Genomic DNA, 3662 nt, shown 5'->3' on the forward strand with positions numbered 1-3662 from the left:
GTATATCATCTAGCAGCTCTCGAATCTAGCTAGCTCCGTGCACAGGATCAGGACTTTTTTACCAGTAGAGGGAAATCGATAGATCGCATAATCGTGATGAATTGCCTCAAGGACTGCGCACTCCACTCTACCGGTTTCAGGATTGGTTATCTTTATCCTGGTTTTGTCAGGTGTTATATAACAGGGCATTATTTCACCTCACCATCTTGCTCCAAGATATTCTAACCCACGTACTACATAGAACTCTATTCCATTTCTCTCGCATATTGTTCTTATCTGAGGGTCATCTATGACAGTAACGTATATAAGTTTAGATATCGGCTCATCCCGGTATATCTCGGACCACAGGTCCTTGTACCCCAAGAGCTGCCCTATACCACTCAACAACGGCCGTCTCTTTATCTCGCATATCTCCCATCCTGCAGCTGTTGAGAAAGCAGCATCCACCTTCTTCGCCGTGAGATATTTTGCTATCTCACGCACAAGTGGGTCCTTGATCTTCTCAGCAAGCAGTTTTTCATCATGGGGTAATGGGATGTCGAAGGCCCACAATCCGAATTTTCCGGTTTCCAGTATATATGCCTGGAAGATTCTCTTCTCAGCATACTGGAAGTGTGGAAGAGGTGCCTCGAGGATATCAGCCGGAGTCGTGATCCTCATCTTTTTCCAGAATTGGGAGGACATCGGAGACATCCACCTCCCCGAACCTCAGCTTGATCGCAGCTATTGTGCACTTAAAGGCCTGTGGATCCTTTTCCCACAGATGATCAAGCCTGAGGATTGTCTCAAGCATGCTGTGCTTGATCGGTTTGAGGCCAGCAGCCCTGTAGAGCCTTAGTGTGCCGATTGAGGCCCTGACAAGCATCCTGGCGAACTGATAGCCGTCCATCTCATCTGCCTCCTTCCTCAGCTGGACCATCCTCTCGAGCCACTTCGCATATCTTGAGCTCAGGACATCCTTCACCAGGATCACCAGGAGATAGCCTATCCATGTCATATTTAAATATATCGCCTGGGCTTTTCTGCATGGGAGGCCTCATCTCAGGTCTCCCTACCTGGGTAAAATATGGGAGGAGGTGATAGGTGGTGCCGGAGAAGATAGAGGTCCCGCCTCTTGATGAGGCGAAGAGCAACCTTGAGGGAGCAGTCTCAGTGATACCTGACAGGTACAAGAAGGCCGTCCAGAGAGCGAAGTGGAAGGACAAGGCTGCCTCAGATGCTGCAGAGAAGAACTACAGCGATGGGGTAACTGCAGCTGCTGCGGAGAAGAGGAGGCAGAAGAAGATAGCGAAGCTCGATGAGGAGAAGGACTGGAGGAAGCCTGCCACTGAGGTGGGAGCCACAAGGATAGGGCCAGGGTTAAGAGCCAAGCTTGACAAGTGGAAGGAGAACGTGAGGCCGTATTTCGAGACGCTGGCTTCCTTGGAGCTGCCTGACAGGACGGCCGATCCTATAACGAACGTTGACAACAGGGTAAAGGCTGTGGTCAAGGCGCTGGTGGACAAGAAGAAGGAGCTGCTGGGAACGTGAGCTGAGAAGGTGATGTGATTTGGCAGCCAGGCCTGCCGTACCCGATATTTTTAGCCTGAGGTACACAAGGTTCGACAGCCCCACAAGAGCTGTCATCCCAGCCAAGTCAGGTGAGAGCCACAGGATCGAGGAGATCTGGATAGATGGACCAGCAAACAAGAGCTACATGGATGTAGTGATAGGAACGAGCACGGTGACCAGGATACCGATAGCCTGGGGAGACAGCCTTTATGTAGCACCATACAAGGGATCAATCTCAGACTACTCAATCTGCCAGCTGCTGAGAGACCTATACGGGCCGGACACCTATTTCGAGGCAGATCAAGATGAGGACATAACGCTTGTGTTCAGCTCAGCACCAGGGACCGTACACGTGCTCTACAGCGTGGGCAAGCCGGGGATAGACAAGACAAAGCTTGGGAGGAGCAGATCAGAGAACAGGATACTATTCGCCATGATAACGCACAGCAGAGCGATAAATGCCTCAGGGAACTACAGCCTGGACACAGCTATATATCCAACAGGTTTCCCGGATGTGAAGGACGGATATGTGATGCCATCAGGAAGGCAGATAGACCTCAAGGCCCTGTCATTTGGCTCCGTGGCAAATGCGGGAACGAGGCCAACCTACCTGCACATGTGGGACGAGGAGTTCGAGCTCTATTCGCCGATAGACCACAAGGGGATAAGTGTTGAGCTAGGTAAGAACCTTATTGTGACCGACATAAACACAATGGACATATTCACGACTCCAGCATACAGCATACTTCCGGGTCACAAGCTGACCATAAACATGGATGCTGTGTACGATGGCACGAATGCAGTGGCAGCCAACTCAGAGCTCCTCTGCTTAATAGGCCTCTGGTCGGTTGCGAGGAGGTGAAGTGGGATGACGGTAAAGACAATTGTGCTGAGGGGAACAGCAAAGGCCGTAAGCTCAGAGACACAACTCGACAAGAGAGCTGTGCCGGCAAAGACCAGCTGGAAGCTGATAGAGCTGAGGCCGTACTGCTCGGCCACATCAGGTGTCACAATATACCTGAACAAGGGCACCTTTAGGCTAAATGAGCTCACAGCTGAGGATATAAACACGTACAAGCTGCCAGTACCTGCAGACTGCACGCTTGACGCCGGAGATGAGCTGGTGTTAACTGCTGCCAATTCAACATCACCCGATGCGACAGTAATAGTCACCGTCGTGTATGATGAGACCACCAAGTAAAAGGTGGTCACGTGAGCTACAAAAAGCGCTACGTGACTAGAAAGCTCTCTACAGCGCAGAGAGCCAAGGCAGACGAGGTAACCGTCATAGATCCGATGCTAAGATTCCAGCTGGCAACAGATGCTGAGCTAAACCTATTCAAGCTGAACAACAAGCTAACACCTGTCCTCTCATTTCCCCTGAGGTATAACACACAGACACAACGTTTTGAGCTCGGCACAGCACCAGGAGTGGAAATAATCGGGATAAATGGGACTCCAGTGACAGCCAGGGACTGGAGCTCAGATTTTGCCAAGCTACAGAACCTGGATGTAGCATTAAGCGTATTGGCCAGGCTTTACAGATGGGGTAGGAATGTAGTACCGAGCTGGGTTCATGGTGGTGAGGTATCGGCTCCAGCTGCAGGCGCAGCCCTGGTGAGCAAGACAGTCAGCACAGGAAAATCAGGGTACATATACGGTTTCTTCATCATGGCATCGGAAGGAAACGACTTCCTGGTAAAGTGGACATCAGGTGGTGCAGCCTACAGCATCAGAGTGCCCCTAGGAGGAAAAGGCGTTGTACAGTACGCTGACTTTATAGCGATGAATGAGGGATTGCCGGCTAATCCGGGAAGCACGATAAGCATAGTTAACGTGAATCCCGGAGCTACTGGATCAATATATCAGGCCAGGTTGTTGTACGGGGAGGTGTGATGTAAATGGGAGGATTTGCACTGGGTGGTGGAGGTGGAGGACTAATTCAGATGAACTACGATAAGCTCCTGCTGACGAAGGAATCAGCCCAGATACCTTTTGGAATGGCCGAGAAGATCGCAAAATATCCATATATCGAGATTCTGAACTCAAAGGATGATCTGGGACTCATAGATGCTGTGGCCAGTGCTGTCCAGATGAGGTACTACATACAG

7 protein-coding genes are annotated in these 3662 nt (G+C 50.7%); 5 read left to right on the forward strand and 2 right to left on the reverse strand.

Annotated elements, in window-relative coordinates; translation table 11 throughout:
* Positions 1-198 precede the first annotated feature (198 nt).
* The gene (locus tag BA066_07215; protein ID RDD52899.1) at positions 199-552 is read right to left on the reverse strand and encodes a hypothetical protein; all 354 of its coding nucleotides are present in this window, start codon (positions 550-552) and stop codon (positions 199-201) included.
* 85 nt (positions 553-637) lie between these two features.
* Positions 638-997 carry a hypothetical protein gene (locus BA066_07220; protein RDD52900.1) on the reverse strand — a complete coding sequence of 120 codons (360 nt, stop codon included), beginning with the start codon at positions 995-997 and terminating at the stop codon, positions 638-640.
* Positions 998-1086: 89 nt separating this feature from the next.
* On the opposite strand from BA066_07220, the gene BA066_07225 reads away from it, so the two are divergent.
* From BA066_07225 to BA066_07245, 5 genes are all read left to right on the forward strand, one after another.
* Entirely contained in the window at positions 1087-1530 is a 444-nt protein-coding gene (locus BA066_07225; protein RDD52901.1) for a hypothetical protein, read from the forward strand.
* A gap of 19 nt (positions 1531-1549) precedes the next feature.
* Positions 1550-2413 carry a hypothetical protein gene (locus tag BA066_07230; protein ID RDD52902.1) on the forward strand — a complete coding sequence of 288 codons (864 nt, stop codon included), beginning with the start codon at positions 1550-1552 and terminating at the stop codon, positions 2411-2413.
* A gap of 6 nt (positions 2414-2419) precedes the next feature.
* Entirely contained in the window at positions 2420-2752 is a 333-nt protein-coding gene (locus BA066_07235; protein RDD52903.1) for a hypothetical protein, read from the forward strand.
* Between the two features lie 32 nt (positions 2753-2784).
* Entirely contained in the window at positions 2785-3447 is a 663-nt protein-coding gene (locus BA066_07240) for a hypothetical protein (protein ID RDD52904.1), read from the forward strand.
* A gap of 5 nt (positions 3448-3452) precedes the next feature.
* Positions 3453-3662 (forward strand): hypothetical protein (locus BA066_07245; protein RDD52905.1); only part of this gene is annotated, 210 nt, incomplete at its 3' end.

This window comes from Candidatus Korarchaeota archaeon NZ13-K, assembly GCA_003344655.1.
Taxonomy (GTDB): Archaea; Korarchaeota; Korarchaeia; order Korarchaeales; family Korarchaeaceae; genus Korarchaeum.